The following is a 15,357-nucleotide window of genomic DNA, read 5'->3' on the forward strand; positions in this document are numbered from 1 at the left end:
AACCCACTTCGGCGGCTGTCTTCCTAAGCGCCCCATAGGGCATGAGACGCCCATACACTGCGCCAAACTAATGAGCTTCCCCAGCCGGTGCGTACACCCTGAACAAGGCAATACCCATCCCCTCGTGAGCATCGTCAAACAAGCAATCGCAGAGCCTCAGACCTTGCCCTATATCCCCTCGTACTCCACCGGCACACGCACGAAACGTTCATATACCGACCCGAATGAGGCGTTTCGCGAGATGACTACCCCCGCTTGGGCCAGCGGGCGGCATGGCGACGGATATGCCACGGCGAGCGACGGAACCCGAGCACCATCAGCCCAAGCACCAGCACGCCCACACCCACACCCACGGCGATGACGCGGGCATCCATCACCGCGTCCTGCTTGGCGGGAATCACATCCGGAATCGATGAACGCACGGCGGAAACCAGCAGACGATGCGTGTTCACGCCGTAGGGCGTGCAGGTCATCAGCGTGACGCGATCCTCGCCGGAGACGATCTTCAGCTGCGAAGTGTCGTCCGGCTCGATCACGGTGATGCGGTCCACCTGATACCCCAGCGTCTCGCCCATCACCTCGATATAGAAGTAGTCACCCACCTCCATCTCATCGAGCCGCGTGAACATCGCCGCCTCCACCAGGCCGCGATGGCCGGTGATCACGCTGTGGGTGTTCTCGCCGCCGACCGGCAGGCTGGTGCCGTAGAGGTGGCCCGCGCCCGAGGCGAGCGCGGTTTCGGAGGTGCCGTGGTAGATCGGCAGCTCCACGGAGATTTTCGGAATGCTGATGGTGCCCATCACACCGCCGCCGCTGTCGAGCAGCGACTGGTATTCCTCGTCTTGCTGCGAGGCGGACTCCGTTTCGGCTGCGGCGCCATCGCCGTTGGCGGCGTTTTGGATGGCGGAGAAGGGGTCGATGGCCTCGCCCAGAATCGCCTGCCCCGATTCGGCAAGGCGCGTGTTGTACGCCTGCGCCTGTTCAAGCGCGGTTTCCGCCTGAGGATACGGCCAGCCTGCCACGCGCTGGGCGGCGCTCGTCGACGTGTTCGCGAGTTCGCGCGCGGAACGGTATTGCATGGCCAGGGGAAATCCACCCACGCCGACCGCGGCGAGGACCAGCAGTATGGCGACCACGCGCATCGCCCACAGTTTGAGGCGCAGCGACCGTTGGCGGCGGACGATATGGGAGACGTCGATTATGGCGGCAAAATCAGTGGGCGAGGCGGAGACGGTGGGATAACCGGAGTCAGCGTGCGGACTGGGAGATAAAGTGCGGGTGGAGTCGTGGGCGGAAGACGCACCATGTGATTGGGCGAAGGGTTGGGCGGAAGGCTGTCCGGAAGGTCGATCAGAAGACGCAGTCGTGGAAGTTGTGGGGTTTGTGACAGCTGCGGCATCCACGGAAACTGTGGAATCTGTGGGTTGCGCGACGTGCTTCGCACCCGCACGAATCGCCTTGTCTATAGACCTCACGCCGCCCCTTTCGTCGCACGCCCTTGCGGGTCACCCCCGCGCTGGTGGTAGCGTACGACGTCCTCGCCGAGGATGGATACCCCCATACCCCCGTCAGCGACGAAAACGGGTCAGATGAAGTCGCGTTCTCCGAAGATGGCAGTGCCAACCCTCACGATGGTGGCTCCTTCGGCGATGGCGAGTTCCATATCCTGGCTCATCCCCATCGACAGTTCCACGCAATGCTCGACGCCTTCGGCACCGGACTCCAGAATCAGATCGCGGGTGCGGCGCAGATGGGCGAAACCGGAGCGAATCACGCGCTCGTCGTCCACATGCGCGCCGATGGTCATCAGCCCCTGCAATTCGAGACCACCCATGGCGCCGATGCGTTGCGCCAGGTCGATGGCGTGGCTGGGCGGGCAGCCGGATTTGGAATCCTCACCGGATTCGTTGACCTCCAGCAGCACGCCGACGCGTATATTGCGAGCCACCGCGCGGCGGGCGATCTTCTCCGCCAGTTCGATGGAATCCACCGATTCGATCGTATCGGCCACGGGCAGCACTTTGCCGATCTTATTCGACTGCAATTGGCCGATGAGATGGAAAGGAATATGTTCGACCGGATCGACCATGGTCGTATCCGCTCCCAGCGCGAATCCGCGCTCGGCCAACCGCTTGGCCAATAGCGGGGCCTTGGCCGCGATCTCCTGCGGACGGTTCTCTCCGATCATGCGCACACCCGCGTCGATGGCGGCGAGAATCTCACCCACATCGCGGGTTTTGGTGGCGGCCAGCAAGCGCACCGAACCCATCTCCCGGCCAGCCTCGACCTCGGCCATGGCGACGCGATCGAGCGCGCGATGCGCGTTGTCCGTGATTTGGCGGGCACGCGCTTCGTCGATCGCCTCGTTGGTGAGATCCTTATGTTCCATATATGCCGTCATGACACTCCCCTGGCCGCGCCCGCATGGGGCTCGCTTATTGCCTTACCCTCATCGTAGTAGCCGCGTATGAAGAACGGCCTGAACGGCACACTCAAGCGCCCGCGCAGGGCGCGCACGGGCGCGTAATCTCTCGTACAGACCGTCATTTTTGGGTGCATATCGAGTTTGGTGTGTCGGATTCGCTGGAAACGGCCGATTTTCCACACCAAACTCGGCGATCAAACGCTTTAGCAGAGCATGGTCTCGGCACCCCGACACACCAAACTCGATATGGTCACTTCCGGGGAGCATTCGACACGTCATCAGACGGGGAGAATGCACTTGGAAAGTGGCCATACTAGATTTTTCGAATGATTCAGACTGGGTTTTTCGAATGGGCCTTTGCGGAGTCGAAGGAGATGAGATCCTTCGACTCCGGCTACGCCTCCGCTCAGGATGACGGAGGGAAAGCACGCTCCGCTCTAGGACGACGCAAGCGGGGCTAGCGACGTTTGGATCTGCGGCCTTTGAAGTAGATGTCGAACACGATCCACACGGACAGCACGAATGCGACGACGTAGCCCATGAATCCCACGACGGGGATGCCGAAGATGATCGGCTTCATGCCGGCGAAGTACACAATCGACGAGCCGACGAACAGGCCGACCACAATCAGCGCCATGGTGATGCGGTTGACCATGTCGCTGAGTTTGCGCATCGGCTCCTCGGCGCCTACCAGCTCCATATTGACGCGCAGCTGCCCGCGAGTGAGCATGCGCGAGGCCACTTTGAGCTCGGCCAATGTGGCCAACGTGCCGTGCAGGGCCTGATACCCCTCGACGCCAAGCGCCTTGAGCTCATCCTGCGCGGCCTCTTTCATGGACTTCGACGTGGCGATATGGTCGGAGATGATCTCGATCATGTTCACGTCGGGAATGAATTCGTCCAACAAGCCTTCCAAGGTGACGAGCGCGCGGCCGACCGTGGTCACTGTGCTCGGCACTTCGATGCCGTGGCGCGAGGCGAGCTGGGTGAGCGAGGTGAGGAACGCGGCGATGTCGAGTTCGGCCAGATCCACGGTGCCGAATTCCGTGACGATCACGTCGAGGTCGGCGAGCAGCGCCGGATAGTCCGCGGGGTCGGCGTCGGTGCCAGCAAATCGCAGCAGTCCGTCAGCCAGCGCGGGCGAATCCTGTTTGGCGACCGCGAAGATCATCTCCTTAAGCACCGAACGGGTGCGCTGGTCGAGACGGCCGGTCATGCCAAGGTCGATGAGCACGATCTGCCCGTCGCGGATGATGATGTTGCCCGGATGCGGGTCCGCGTGGAAGAATCCGTCGTCGAGGATCTGCGTGGCGTAGTTGTCGACGAGTTTGGTGCCGATCTCCTTCAGGTCGTAGCCGGCCTCGATCAGCTCGCCCGGATGCGAGACGGAGATGCCGTCGACGTAATCCATCACCACCACATGCTGCGTGCACAGGTCGGTGTAGGGCTTGGGGCAGTCCATGTAGCGGAACCGCTCCGAAAAACGTTTGAATTTGGCGAGGTTGCGCGCTTCCACCAGAAAGTCGGTTTCCGACTGGAACGTCTCCCACAGCTCCTCGACCACGCCTTTGAGGTCGACGATCTGCGCCGAAGGCACCATTTTGGTGGCGGCCTTGGCGATTGATCGCATGATGGAGACATCCTGCGCCATGGTTTCGCGCACTCCGGGGCGCTGCACCTTCACCGCCACGTCCTCGCCGGTAGACAGCGTGGCGCGGTGCACCTGCGCGAGCGACGCGGAGCCCAGCGGTTTGGCGTCGATATTGGCGAAGATCTCTTCGACGGGGCGACCGTATTCGGCGGCGAGCACCTCCAACACCGTGGCGTACGGCATGGGGTCGGCGTCGGCGCGCAGCTTCGCCAGCTCGTCGCAGAAGCTTTGCGGCAGCATTTCGGAGCGCATCGACAGAATCTGCCCGACCTTGACGAAGGTGGGTCCCAGCGCCTCGAACATCAGACGCATCTTCACCGGCGTCAAGCCGTGCAGAACGTCGAACTGCTCGACGATGCGCGTGATCTGCGCCAGACGCTTGAGTTTGCCGCGTCGGGTCAGATGATACCGCGCGGAAAACGTATCTCTACGGCCGCTGAACAGGCCGATGGTCTCATCCGCCGGCGTTCCCGGCGTTTTGGATGAGTTCGCCTCTTTGTTGGCGGCCGCGGGGGTGAGAACCGCGTCGACCCTGCTGTGCAGCGGGGCCGACGACGGTTCGCCATCGCCGAACGTCACTTATTCGCCTTCGGTCTCGTCCGACTTCTCGGCGGCTTCGGCCGCGGACTTCTTGGCATCGTCCACAGCTTCGGTCACCTTGCGCTTGAGTTCGGTGTTCAGAGCCTTGCCCTGCTCAACGGTGAGCTCGCCCTTCTCCACCAGTTCGTTGACGATTTCCGTGCCCTTCTCGTAGGTGGTCGCCAGAGCGCCGACGCCCGCGAGAAACACCTTGCGCAGGCCTTCGCCCAAATCGAAATCAGCCATGATACGCCTCCTTTGGTTGTTGCGTGGTTTCTACTGTACCCCAGAAGAGGCCGCGAAAAACGCAGTCCCACGCGAATATCGCCGCGAACGCAACCGCCCCGACGCATTACTTGACGCTCACCGTCGCATTGCCGACGCATTAGTATGGGAGCAGTCCAACCGCACGAAGGAATCGCGAGAATCATGAGCCAGCCGCTTCCCATCATCGGCAATCTCACCGCCCTGACGGAGTACAACCGCGCGCGCGTGGTGCGCGCCCTCTACCGGCGCGGCGTCTGCTCGCGCGCGGACATCGCCCGCGAGACGGGGCTCACCCCCACCGCCATCACCAAAATCACCGGCGACCTCATCGCGCTCGGTGCGATCACCGAGGTGGGCGACATGCCCGGACGCGCCGGACGCCGCTCGATCGGCATCGCGCTCAACGGCACCGGCCTGCGCGTGATCGGCGTGACTTTCGAACGCAGCTCCATCACGGCCGGCGTGTTCACGCTGGAAGGCAATCCGCTCGACGAGCCCGATTCGCGCGCCGAACTCTCCATCGGTGCGGGAGAACACGCCAAGGATGTGGTCGCGCGCGCCCAGGATTGGATTCGGGAGAGACTGGAAGCCGACCGGGCCATCGTCGCCGTCGGCATCACCATTCCTGGCCCGTATCTTCCGCAGGACGGGCGCATCGCGGTGGTCACGCAGACCAATGATTGGGAGTCGGTGAATTTCCGCGAATCCTTTGTGGATGCGTTCGCCGTGCCGGTGACGCTCGCACATGACGCCGGCGCGGGCGCGCTGGCCCAGCAGCTGCTCAATCCGCATTGCCGTATGGCCGATTCCCTCGCCTACCTGCTGCTCGGCGAGGGTACGGGCCTGGGGGTGATCGACCACGGGCAGCTGTTGGTCGGCGCGCACGGAGGTGCCGGCGAAATCGGGCACATCTCCATCGACGTCAACGGGCCGGCGTGCAAATGCGGCAACCGCGGCTGCTTGGAGCGGTACTGTTCGGCGGAGGCGGTGCGCGAGCGGCTGATCGCGCGCACGCCGCTGCTGGTGGAGGATGCGGAGCGTCTCTCCCCCATCGCGGCATGCCGCGCCCTGTTCGCGCTGGCCGCCGCGGGGGATGCGGACGCGCTTGAGCATGTGCGCGAGCTGGGGCGCTATGTGGGGTATGGATGCGTGACGGTGATCAACGCCTATGATCCCGAAATTATCGTGTTGGGTGATTTGATGGCGGAGGCCGGCGAGCCGCTGCTGGCCGCCGCGCAGGCCGTGGTGGACGAGCGTGTGGCACCGGCGTTGCGCGCGCGGGTGCGGCTCAGTCTCAACACCATGGGCGGTGACGAGGTGCTCAGCGGCGCGGTCGCGCTGGCCATCGAGCATGCGCTCGGCAATCCCACCGCGATGCTGCCGCGCTGAAAGGACACAAATCATCTTCGACATGCCGCGACGTTATTTATAAGAGCTGCTAATATATAAACAGCACTCATATAGCGACCGTTCATCGCAGACGGCCGCGCCTAACGTCGAAGGAGACCACCGACACCATGACCAACGCATCATACGAATACGGCACCGACGCCAACAAGGCGCTGCTCGAGCGCGAAACCAACGAACTGCTGGCGTTCGGGCGCAACTTCCCCGCCTCCGACGGCGGCTCCTGCTGGCTGGACGATCTGGGCAATCCCGATCCGAGCCACGGCATTCAGACCTGGATCACCTGCCGCATGGCCCACGTCTACACGTTGGGCGCTTTGCACGGCATGGAGGGCGCCGAACAGCTGGTGGACCGCGCACTTGACGGTCTGCGTGGCCAGCTCCACGACGATGCCAACGGCGGCTGGTATCCGGAGGTCTCCATCGAAGGCGTTCCCGCCGAGGGCAAGATCTGCTACACGCACGCCTTTGTGATTCTGGCCGCCGCATCGGCCACGCTGATTGGCCGCCCTGGCGCGCGCGAGCTGCTCAGCGAGGCGCTGGCCACCTTCGACCAGCGTTTCTGGGATGACGAGACGGGACTTGCGGTCGACACCTGGGACACCGCCTTCACCACGCTCGACCCATACCGCGGCGTCAACGCCAACATGCACACCGTTGAGGCCTTCCTCGCGGTCGCCGACGTTCTCGGCGATGGAACCTACCGCGTGCGGGCTGGGCGCATCGCCGATCATGTCATCGACTGGGCCTCGCATAACGACTGGCGCATTCCCGAGCATTTCCACGCCGATTGGTCATTGGACCTCGAATGCAATCAGGACAAGCCCGACGACCAGTTCAAGCCGTATGGCGCGACTCCGGGCCACGGCATCGAATGGGCGCGACTCATCACGCAGTACGCCCTGAGCTCCGGCAAGCCGCAGGAGGAAGTCGACCGTTATATCGCCGCCGCCGAGCAGTTGTTCCTGCGCGCGCTCGAGAACGGCTGGAACCGCAACGGCACCATCGGCTTGGCCTACACCACCGACTGGGAGGGCGAGCCGGTGGTCACCGACCGCATGCACTGGACGCTCGCCGAGGGCGTGAACACGGCCGCGGTGCTGGCGCGCGTGACCGGCAAGCAGGTGTTCAAGGATTGGTATGCCACGTTCTGGCAGTACATCGACGAGTATCTCATCGACCATGAGCATGGCTCCTGGTTCCACCAGCTCGACAAGGACAATAAGGTGATCGGCACGGTCTGGCCGGGCAAATCCGACCTGTACCACGCCACCCAGTGCACGCTGATCCCGCTGCTCGACCCGGCGGTTTCCGTTGCCCCGGCCCTGAAGGCGGCATGATAACGAGTTTGGTGTGTCGGGTTTGCCAGAGAAGGCCGATTTCGCACACCAAACTCGTAAATCAAACGTTTTAGCAAAGCCCGGCTCGGCGGCCCGACACACCAAACTTTCCATAGCCTGTTGAAGAGGGTATTTCGGCGCGTTTGGTCCACTCAAATGACATCGGGCGGCCGCACGGTGAAACGTTGCGGCCGCCCGATGGAGCCAGGTGGCCGCTCAATCTGCCGAGTGGCCACCTACAAAGGAGAGGTCAATCACTCCCTTTCGTCGTCATCCTCTTCGTTGCCGATGAGGCGGGCGGATTCCTTCTGCTCCTCGTTGAAGCGATCGGCCTCGCGCAGCTCGTACAGCGTCGGCTTGGCCGCCTCCGCGGGCTCGTGGACCACCACCTGCTGGAACGGTGTGAGGATGCCGTGCTTGGAGATAAGCAGCTTCATCTCGCGCCTCAAATCGCGCTCCAACTGGCCACGGCTGCTTTCGACGCAGCGCGCGACGATGCGGATCGTCGCGGTGCCGTCCGGATTGAGCACGGCGACGCCCTTGTAGAACGGGCCGTCGAGGATGGCGGGCAGGCGCTTCTTGACGTTCGGCAGCTCGCGTCCGAGGATGTTCTCGACGCGCGGCAGCGATTCGCCGTATTCGAGCGTGATATCCACCGAAGCGTAGGAGTCGAGCTTCGTCTTGTTCATCACGTTGCTGATCTCGCTGTTGCGCAGCACCAGGATGTTGCCGGAGCCGTCGTCGATCTTCGTGGTGCGCACGCCGATTTCGATCACGGTGCCGCCCATGGAGCCGACCTGGATCACGTCGCCGACGCGGAACTCGCCTTCGAAGATGATGAACAGGCCGGAGAGGATGTCGGAGACCAGCTGCTGGGCACCGAAGCCGATGGCCAGCGTGAGCAGGCCGGCGGAGGCGAGCAGCGTGGCGGTGTCCACGCCGAGCAGGGCCATGCAGTAGTACAGGATGCCGATGATGGATCCGTACTTGATGACGCTGCACAGCAGGCGCACCATGGTTTCGCCGCGAGCGCCGAGCACGCCGGTGAGCATGCGCAGCAGCTCCTGTACCACGGCGGCCACGGTGATAATCACGCAGGCGGACATCAGCGCCGCCGTGATGGCGAAGATGTTCAGTCCCTTGTTCCAGCCGCCGCCGAGCACGTAGGCGAACACGGACTGGCTACCGAAGATCTCGTCCTTGAACATCACGCCGATGAACACGATCACGACGAACAGGCCGAAGAACCAGCGCATCACCGTGCCCAGCTTGCCCTCCGGGGTCTTCTCGTCCCAGTCGAAGGACTGGTTGAGCCAGCGGCTGGCGGCGGACTGGGTTTTCATCCTGCGTTCGGTGCCGGGCACCTTCACTTCGAACACGTGGGCGTCGAGTGTGCTCGCATCGCCCTCGGATTCGGGCGCGGCGGCCTCACCGGCCACACCAAGATCACCGGGCTCACCAGCGGCTCCAGAAACGGCAGCAGCGGCCTTCTTCGCACGGGCCTTGGGGTCGCGCTCGAAGACGAGGATCAGGAACACCGCGATCAGGCACACCAGCGCGATGCCGGCGGTGGAAAGCGTCAGCGGCACACGTTCGGCCATCAGCTCGGAATCACCACCCGTGACGTACAGGTAGTAGTCGGAGGTCTCCACGGACGAGGCGTAATACGTCGTGCCGTCGATCGTCAGATAGTCGGAGTAGCCGCCCTTGAGCTGGGCGTCAGTCATGCCGACGCTGGTGGCCTTCTTGCCCTGGATGAGGCTGTCGGGGAAGTAGACCAGCTTGCCGCTGCTCTTGCTCACCGCGAAGGCGAAACCGTCCTTGCCCACCTGCACGCCGTCGAGCACATTGTCGATCTCCACGCTGGTGAGCAGCTCCTCGAGCATCTGCGGATGGACGGAGATCTGCACCAGACCGTTGATCAGGCCCTGCTCGTCGTAGGTGGGCACGCCGATGTACTGGCGCATCGCGCCGGTGCTGTCGTCCTCGGTCGGCTCCTGCACCAGCGATTCGACTCCCTGCAACAGCTGGCGGAAGGCGTAGGACTGGTCTTCGGGATCCTCGCTGAGCGTGAACGAACGGCTCGAATCGGTGGAGGCGGTGCGTACGCCGTTGGCGTTGAACACGCTGATCATGTCGACGTCCAGCGCGTCGGCCAGCTCCGTCAGATCCGACTTGTTCGCCAGATCGGGGTTCTGGTCGAGCACATACGCCGCGACTTTGACCTTGTTGAGATAGCGGGTGTTGTATTCCTGCTTGAGAGCGTTCGCGCGCTTGGTGGTATTCGACATGGTCTGGGCGATGGAGGAGGCGCGGTCGGCGTTGACCAGCGATTCGCTGGAAAGCGCGAACAGCGTCTGCATGTAGAACGACACGGCGATGACCACCACAAGTCCCACCACGGAGAGCACGACCGCCTTGCCGCCGACCTTGCGGTTGTAGCGCAGCGGGCCGAACGAGAGCAGATCCTCATCGCGGTGGCCGTTGCGTTCGTCGTCGCGCAGCACGAACACGCCGTACAGCACCACGGCGGCCATCACCACGACAAACGCGAACAGGATCACGCCCACGGTGACGTTGCGTGAGGCTGACAGCGTGTGCTCGGGCACGGAACTGATGTAGTACGTGTCGCCGATTTTGGTCACGCCACTGTACAGGCTGGTGCCGTCGAAGTCCATGTGGAAGAACTTGCCGTCTTCGAGGTCGTCGACGTTCAGGCCGTTCGTCAGGGCGTCCGCGCCGATCAGATCCGCGTTCGGATGGTATTGCACGGTGTAGTCCTGCGCGGACACGGCCATCATGTAGCCCTGCTGGCCGACGGTGATGTCTTTGAGCGTGGCGGTGAGCGAGCTGCTGGAGTCGATGATGTCGTCCAGACGCTTGGGACTGGCCTCCACCACGGCCATGGTGCTGTCGTCGATTTTGGCCGAATAGTAGCGGTAGTTCCAGTCCTGATCGGGCAGGCTCACCTCCACGGATTCGGACGATTCGTCGCCGCTGAACACCGTGCGCAGCTGGTTGAAGCGCGCATGATGGAAGTCGGCCTGGGTGTCCTGCGCCTTGGCGACCACGTCGCCGCTTTTGGTGACCACCAGCACGTTGTCGACGGCGAGCAGCGTTTTGAGCTCGTTCATCTTGGCGTCGGTGGCTTCGAAGCCGGCGTTGTTGTTGGCCATGTAGGCGACGGATTCGGCCTTCGCGCTGAAGGTCTCGTCGAAGCTTTCCGTGCTTTCCTGCGTCTCGAGGTCGGCCTGTTCCAGCGTTTCCTTGAGTTGCTCGTTCTGCTGACGCATCTCATCGGTGTAGCCCGACAGCGATAGCTGGGTCTGCACGCCGGCCAGCAGCAGGCCTGTGATCGCCACGCTTGCCAGCACCACGGCCAGCAGGGCGGCGATTTTGATTTTCAGTCGTTTGGACATAGGTTCGTTGGTCACCATGTTTCCTTGTTCCCTCTCAGTCCCGATCAGTTCCACTTGTCGACGAGCTGGTCGATGGTGCCGTCATCGAGCATGCTTTGGATCGTCGTGGACACCGGCTCGCTCAGGTCGGAATCCTTCTGGGTGGCGACGCCGTATTCCTGCGGGTCGATGCTGAAGTCGTCCAGCGTGCGGCGCTCGTCGTTCATATAGGTTTTGGCGATGGCGCCGTCCAGGGCCATGCCGTCGACCAGCCCCTCCTCCAGAGCGTCGGAAAGCTCCTGGTAGGACGGGTACTGAATCAGGCGGTAGTTGTCGAACTGCACGTCGGTGTTGTCTTCGTTGGCGGAGCGCACCACGCCGTCGGAGAAGCCTTCGTCGGCCATTTTCTGTGCCAGCATCGGAGCGGTGTTCGCGCCCGACATCGTGCCGATGGTGCCGCCCTTGAGTCCGGTGAGCTGGTCGATCAGCGAGCTGTTCTGCACCACCATCACCACCGAGTTGTTGTAGTAGGCCGGGGAGAAGTCGAAATTCTTCCTGCGTGTGTCGGTGATCGAATAGCAGGCGACCAGCGCGTCGACCTTGCCGTCCGCCAGCGTCTCCTTGCGGTCGTCGGGCGTGACGGTGACGAACTCGACGTCCCCGTAGCCCATTCTGCTCGCCATCTCGGTGGCGATGTCGATCTCAAGACCGTAGTACTTGTTGGTTTTCTCGTTGAGATAGCCGAAGCCGATGATGTCGGCGCGCACACCCACCCTCAGGGTGCCTTTGTCGCCGGCGATGCCCGACGTACAGCCGCCAAGCAGCGTCAGCGCGACCGCCGCGAGCAAGGCGACGACGGCCAGCATCCACCGGCGCGAACGCCGTATCGTATTGCCGGAGCCATGCATAATGGTCCCTTCCGTTCTCTTCATTCTTTCCTGATACATGCACGCGCGCGGGCCGGCCCTCACATGCCCGCGAATGCCCACACGGGCCCGCAGGGCTTTGCAAAAAGTTGAAATCCAGAATCAAGGGCGCACCCGCCGCTCAACGCACTCTTTCCATGATTTCGCGGGATTCCGCGGGAACGCGCGCGCATGGGCCTGATTCTGCCCTTGTGGGGTATGAGGCCATCTGCCCCTTTTGGGCCTATTGAAGAGGTCCGCTCCTCGAGCCCCATGCCGAGCTCGCCTACGCTGGGGCGAGCGACGCATCATCGACATACGCATATGCGCCGAACTTTGAAAGAAAGGGATTGTTCATGAATTTCCGTAAATACGTCGCCGAATTCGTCGGCACCATCATTCTTGTGCTGGTCGGCTGCGGCACCGCCGTCGGCTCCACCGCGCTGACCGGCGCGCTCGGCCTGGAGGGCTCCGCCCTGGCCGTCGCCTCCGTGGTGATCGCGCTGGCCTTCGGTCTGTCGATCGTCATCGCCGCCTACTCCGTGGGCAACGTCTCCGGTGCGCACCTTAACCCGGCCGTCTCGCTGGCCATGCTGATCGACGGCCGCATGAGCGTCGTCGACTTCGCCGGCTATGTGGTGGCCCAGGTGCTGGGCGCGCTGGCCGCCGCCGGAATCCTCGTCGGCTTCACCGGCTCCAACGCCTCCCTCGGCACCAACGGCTACGGCGACGCCTCGGCCCTCGGCACCAACGCCGGCCAGGCCTTCCTGGTCGAAACCGTGCTCACCTTCGTGTTCGTGCTGGTGATTCTCGGCGTGACCGCCAAGCCGGAGTTCAGCAACATCGCCGGTCTGGTGATCGGCCTGTCGCTGGTCGCCGTGGTTCTGGTCGGCCTGCCCTTCACCGGCACCTCCGTGAACCCGGCCCGTTCCTTCGGCCCGGCCCTGCTCGCCGGCGGCGAAGCCCTCGCCCAGGTGTGGCTGTTCATCCTCGCCCCGCTGGTCGGTGGCGCTCTGGCCGCCGTGCTGCACCGCTTCGTGCTCGCCCCGGCCTACCTGGCTGACGCCGAGTAAGCCTTTCGCTTCGCGACGCACTACCATCTCAAAGGCGCTCCTCACATCCTGAGGAGCGCCTTTCTTGGTTTCAGCGATTAGCGGGGGCGGGTTATGGCTACGCGGCGGGCTTCTTGGGCGAATCGGTCCAAGCGCGCCAGCTCCGTCTGCTGTTCGGCGGTAGGCTGCGGGGTGAAGTCGCCGTAGCGGCGCTCGACGGCGGCGCGGATCAGGAAGTCGCTGATGGCGGGGTTTTTGGGCAGCAGCGAGCCGTGCATGTAGGTGCCGATCACATTGTTGACGCGCGCGCCTTCGGTGTGGTCCTCGCCGTTGTTGCCGCGCCCCTCCTGTTCGACGTGTCCCAGCGGCCGCGTGCCCTCGCGCAGGAAGGTCTGCCCGGAATGGTTCTCATAGCCGACGATTTGGCCGAAATCGTCGCTGGATTCGACAAGATTGCCGATCATACGCACGTCGCGGCCGATCGTGTATGCGCCGAATACGCCGATGCCGTCAAGCCGGGTGCCGTCGATCGTTTCGAAATACTCGCCGAACAGCTGGTAGAGGCCGCAGATCATCAGCATGGGCACGCCGTCGGCCGCGAGCGCGCGCAGCAGGTCAGCCCGCGCGTAGAAGTCGTCGATGATCTTCTTCTGGCCGGTGTCTTGCCCGCCTCCGCCGAGAATCATATCGACCTGTTCGGGCCAGTCATCGCCTTGGTTGTAGGCGTGGACGCGCGGCTCATAGCCGTACAGTTCCAGCCGGCGCTTGATGGTGAGCACATTGCCGGAATCCCCGTAGATGTTCATATCCTTGGGGTAGAGGGATACGATGTCGATCACGTTGGCCATCCCCGTCACCTTCCCACTCCGGCGTCGCTGACTTGCGCGACACGACCCAAGGCGGCGCGCGCGGCGAGCATCGCGGTGTATGTGCAGTACATATGTTTCGGCTTGCCGGGGTTCGCGTTCACGAACGCGCTTACCGCGGACTCAAGGTCGGGTTCCACCGTCTCGACCGGCACTTCGTCGTAGCCGAGACGCAGCGCCATATCCCACGCGCGCACGCCGGAGACCATGCTCACGCCCGTGCCGCGCAGGCTGGCGAAATCCACATCCCACAGCCAGCTCATATCGCGGCCGTCGGCGTATTCGTCGTTGATGGCGATCATGGTGTCGCAGCCTTCGGGTGCGAAGGAGGCGAGCGACAGGCGGAATCCCATGGGGTTCTTGACGAGCAGCAGCTCCACCGGCGAACCGTTCACATCGATCACCTCGCCGCGTCCGAACGCGGGGGTCACCTGGGCGACGGCATGCACCAGACGGGAGTTATCGGCGGCGGCGGATTGGGCGGAATCGGCGGACTGCCCGACAGTGCCGGTCTGAGAGGCAGCGCCAGGCTGAGAGGCAGTGCCGGTCTGAGAGGCTGCGGATTCACGGCCTCCCTGAGGCAGACCGGCGTCATGGACCACGCTTCTGGCGATCGCCAGCGCGGCGGCCGCGTTATATAAGTTGTATACACCCTCGAGTTTGACGGAGGTCTCGTAGGTCTCGCCGTCCATCGCGAAGGTGGCGGCATGGTCGCCGACCCGCATCAGCGTCACGTCGGCGGGGAGGGCGTGGCCAGCATTGGACTTTGGTTCCGCGGAGTCAGGGCTGATAGCAGGAGATTCCACCGTCGTCGCGTCTGTCGCAGCCGCCACGGTGGTGGCCATCTCATCGTCGGATGGGAAGAAATGCGTGAGTTCGTCCGCAAGACCGAAGTAGCGCACCTCGGTGCCCTCCGGCACCAGCTCGGCGAGCCTGGCGATACGCGGATCCTCGCGGTTGAGCACCACCGTGCCGGTGGTCGCCTCGGCCACATGACCCAGCAGACGGGCGGTGTTGTCGATCTCGCCGAAGCGGTCGAGCTGGTCGCGCATCACATTGAGCAGCAGCGCGTAACGGGGTTTCACCTGACGCACGAAATGCACGGCATAGGCCTCGTCGAGCTCCAGCACGGCGATATCCGCGTCGAGACGGCCGCCCAGACTCACCTCCTGCAGCAGCGCGGAGACCACGCCGCGCGTGAAGTTGGAGCCGGTGGGGTTGGTGAACACCTTGAATCCCAAGTCCTCCAGCATCATGGCCACCATGCGGGTGGTGGTGGTTTTGCCGTTCGTGCCGGAGACGAGCACCACGCCATAGGGCAGCTGGGCGAGCGTGCGCTTCAGGAAGCCGGGGTCGAGCCGTTCCGCGATTTTGCCGGGGAAGGCGCTGCCGCCGTGGCGGGTGAGGCGGGCGAGCGAGCGCACCGTTTTGCCGATCAGAGGCGTGGCGAAGGAGAGTACGGCCATC

Annotated in this window: 11 protein-coding genes; 3 read left to right on the forward strand and 8 right to left on the reverse strand. The window is 63.6% G+C overall.

Annotated elements, in window-relative coordinates:
• Nucleotides 1-245 precede the first annotated feature (245 nt).
• From AC1AV0_RS03530 to AC1AV0_RS03545, 4 genes are all read right to left on the reverse strand, one after another.
• A complete protein-coding gene (locus AC1AV0_RS03530; protein ID WP_476571623.1) occupies nt 246-1,184 on the reverse strand; it encodes a class C sortase in 939 nt (312 codons plus the stop codon).
• Between the two features lie 401 nt (nt 1,185-1,585).
• The gene (locus tag AC1AV0_RS03535) at nt 1,586-2,401 is read right to left on the reverse strand and encodes a YggS family pyridoxal phosphate-dependent enzyme (RefSeq protein WP_476571165.1); all 816 of its coding nucleotides are present in this window, start codon (nt 2,399-2,401) and stop codon (nt 1,586-1,588) included.
• Between the two features lie 481 nt (nt 2,402-2,882).
• Entirely contained in the window at nt 2,883-4,655 is a 1,773-nt protein-coding gene (locus AC1AV0_RS03540) for an ABC1 kinase family protein (RefSeq protein ID WP_476571167.1), read from the reverse strand.
• On the reverse strand, nt 4,656-4,901 hold the full coding sequence (locus AC1AV0_RS03545) for a phasin family protein (protein ID WP_476571169.1): 246 nt from the start codon (nt 4,899-4,901) through the stop codon (nt 4,656-4,658).
• Between the two features lie 183 nt (nt 4,902-5,084).
• On the opposite strand from AC1AV0_RS03545, the gene AC1AV0_RS03550 reads away from it, so the two are divergent.
• Nucleotides 5,085-6,311, forward strand: coding sequence for an ROK family protein (locus AC1AV0_RS03550; RefSeq protein ID WP_476571171.1), 1,227 nt, complete (start codon nt 5,085-5,087; stop codon nt 6,309-6,311).
• 128 nt (nt 6,312-6,439) lie between these two features.
• Nucleotides 6,440-7,669 (forward strand): AGE family epimerase/isomerase, encoded by a 1,230-nt coding sequence (locus AC1AV0_RS03555; protein WP_476571173.1) that lies wholly within the window; start codon nt 6,440-6,442, stop codon nt 7,667-7,669.
• A gap of 254 nt (nt 7,670-7,923) precedes the next feature.
• Here the strand turns inward: AC1AV0_RS03555 and AC1AV0_RS03560 are convergent, their stop codons facing one another.
• Together AC1AV0_RS03560 and AC1AV0_RS03565 are read right to left on the reverse strand one after the other, a co-directional pair.
• Nucleotides 7,924-11,106 (reverse strand): mechanosensitive ion channel domain-containing protein, encoded by a 3,183-nt coding sequence (locus AC1AV0_RS03560; RefSeq protein WP_476571175.1) that lies wholly within the window; start codon nt 11,104-11,106, stop codon nt 7,924-7,926.
• 26 nt (nt 11,107-11,132) lie between these two features.
• On the reverse strand, nt 11,133-11,999 hold the full coding sequence (locus tag AC1AV0_RS03565) for a transporter substrate-binding domain-containing protein (RefSeq protein ID WP_476571177.1): 867 nt from the start codon (nt 11,997-11,999) through the stop codon (nt 11,133-11,135).
• A 329-nt stretch (nt 12,000-12,328) separates the two neighbouring features.
• Here AC1AV0_RS03565 and AC1AV0_RS03570 point away from each other — a divergent pair, with 329 nt between their 5' ends.
• Entirely contained in the window at nt 12,329-13,045 is a 717-nt protein-coding gene (locus AC1AV0_RS03570) for an aquaporin (RefSeq protein ID WP_476571179.1), read from the forward strand.
• A gap of 77 nt (nt 13,046-13,122) precedes the next feature.
• On the opposite strand, the gene AC1AV0_RS03575 is transcribed toward AC1AV0_RS03570, so the two are convergent.
• Together AC1AV0_RS03575 and AC1AV0_RS03580 are read right to left on the reverse strand one after the other, a co-directional pair.
• Nucleotides 13,123-13,872, reverse strand: coding sequence for a type 1 glutamine amidotransferase (locus AC1AV0_RS03575; protein ID WP_476571181.1), 750 nt, complete (start codon nt 13,870-13,872; stop codon nt 13,123-13,125).
• 5 nt (nt 13,873-13,877) lie between these two features.
• A complete protein-coding gene (locus AC1AV0_RS03580) occupies nt 13,878-15,356 on the reverse strand; it encodes a DUF1727 domain-containing protein (protein ID WP_476571183.1) in 1,479 nt (492 codons plus the stop codon).
• Between the last annotated feature and the right edge of the window lies 1 nt (nt 15,357).

Source organism: Bifidobacterium sp. LH_558 (genome assembly GCF_056356295.1).

Excerpts from the sequence above, each read along its gene's own strand:
- AC1AV0_RS03535 (WP_476571165.1), bottom strand. The coding sequence starts at position 2,401 with ATGACGGCATATATGGAACATAAGGATCTCACCAACGAGGCGATCGAC.
- AC1AV0_RS03545 (WP_476571169.1), bottom strand. The coding sequence starts at position 4,901 with ATGGCTGATTTCGATTTGGGCGAAGGCCTGCGCAAGGTGTTTCTCGCG.
- AC1AV0_RS03550 (WP_476571171.1), top strand. The coding sequence starts at position 5,085 with ATGAGCCAGCCGCTTCCCATCATCGGCAATCTCACCGCCCTGACGGAG.
- AC1AV0_RS03555 (WP_476571173.1), top strand. The coding sequence starts at position 6,440 with ATGACCAACGCATCATACGAATACGGCACCGACGCCAACAAGGCGCTG.
- AC1AV0_RS03560 (WP_476571175.1), bottom strand. The coding sequence starts at position 11,106 with ATGGTGACCAACGAACCTATGTCCAAACGACTGAAAATCAAAATCGCC.
- AC1AV0_RS03565 (WP_476571177.1), bottom strand. The coding sequence starts at position 11,999 with ATGAAGAGAACGGAAGGGACCATTATGCATGGCTCCGGCAATACGATA.
- AC1AV0_RS03570 (WP_476571179.1), top strand. The coding sequence starts at position 12,329 with ATGAATTTCCGTAAATACGTCGCCGAATTCGTCGGCACCATCATTCTT.
- AC1AV0_RS03575 (WP_476571181.1), bottom strand. The coding sequence starts at position 13,872 with ATGGCCAACGTGATCGACATCGTATCCCTCTACCCCAAGGATATGAAC.
- AC1AV0_RS03580 (WP_476571183.1), bottom strand. The coding sequence starts at position 15,356 with ATGGCCGTACTCTCCTTCGCCACGCCTCTGATCGGCAAAACGGTGCGC.